1 protein-coding gene is annotated in these 1,313 nt (G+C 41.0%); it reads left to right on the forward strand.

The annotated features are described in order from the left end of the window. Window positions 1-51: 51 nt before the first annotated feature. Window positions 52-1,313, forward strand: a protein-coding gene (locus tag NQZ67_RS29905; protein ID WP_257453160.1) for an IS3 family transposase whose coding sequence is annotated in 2 segments (ribosomal slippage) — window positions 52-508 and window positions 508-1,313 — 1,263 coding nt annotated over the 2 segments. Because the reading frame shifts where the segments join, the coding sequence is not laid out codon by codon here. This gene is flagged as partial in the annotation.

Consider the following 1,313-nt stretch of genomic DNA (forward strand, 5'->3'; position numbering starts at 1 on the left):
TGAACTGCACCCCATTTGTTAGACACGACTAACAAAGGAGGTGCAGTTTTTTTGCCCAAATTCAGTTTAGATGAGAAATTGGAGGCCATTTATAGGTATCAGAATGGTGCCGAAGGAGTCAAAAGCATTGCAAAATCATTAGGGATAAATCATGAAGTTTTACGTATGTGGATTAAGCAATATGAATATCACGGCATAAAAGCTTTTGAAAAGAGCTATACAGCTCACACCATCCCATTTAAACTAGACGTACTCAACTATATGAACGAGAATGGGACGTCTCCAAATGAAGCTGCTGTCATTTTCAATATCTCCTCTCCTGGGATCATTAGAAAATGGCGAAGTCAATTCAATGACCATGGAATGAACGCCCTAAAACCAAAGAAAAAGGGGCGTCCACTCATGACAGATAAGCGCAAAAAAATAACGAAGAAGCAAGAACCTGCCGAGGGCTCAGTTGAGGCTCTACAAGCTGAATTAGAACGTTTGCGTATGGAAAACGCCTACTTAAAAAAGTTGAATGCCTTAGTTCAAAACAAGGAAAAATCACCAAACAAGACAAAGCACAAGTAGTCTATGAATTAAGGCACGAATTCCCGGTGATTGAATTGCTAAAACTCGCTGAAGTCCCGCGTAGTACCTTTTATTACTGTGTGAAACAGTTTGGGAAGCCAGACCCAGACGAAGAACTGAAACTCCTTATTCAATCCATATACGAGGAACATCAGGGACGGTATGGATATCGTCGTATTCGTGATGAACTAGTTAATCGGGGCCACCGAGTCAATCATAAAAAAGTGCAACGTATCATGAAGGCATTAGGTTTGAAATCTGTGGTACGCATGAAGAAATATCGTTCCTATAAAGGGACAGTAGGTAAAATTGCGCCTAACGTACTGGATCGTAATTTTCAGTCAGATAGGCCAAATGAGAAGTGGGTTACCGATATTACGGAATTCAAGTTGTTTGGTGAAAAGCTGTATGTATCACCTATTCTGGACTTGTTTAACGGCGAGATTATCACCTACACAATAGGGAATCGCCCTACCTATTCCTTAGTCTCTGAGATGCTAAATAAGGCCTTTAAACGCTTATCTGACGAGGATGAACTCCTCCTGCATTCGGATCAGGGCTGGCACTATCAGATGCCGCAGTATCAACATGCTTTGAAGAAGCAAGGGATGACCCAAAGCATGTCGCGCAAAGGAAATTGTTACGATAACGCGGTAATGGAAAACTTCTTTGGCATTATGAAGTCGGAGTTTCTTTATCTTAATGAGTTTGAAAGTGTAGATCACTTTAAGCAAGAACTA

It is taken from the genome of Paenibacillus soyae (assembly GCF_024623455.1).
Taxonomy (GTDB): domain Bacteria; phylum Bacillota; class Bacilli; order Paenibacillales; family Paenibacillaceae; genus Pristimantibacillus; species Pristimantibacillus soyae.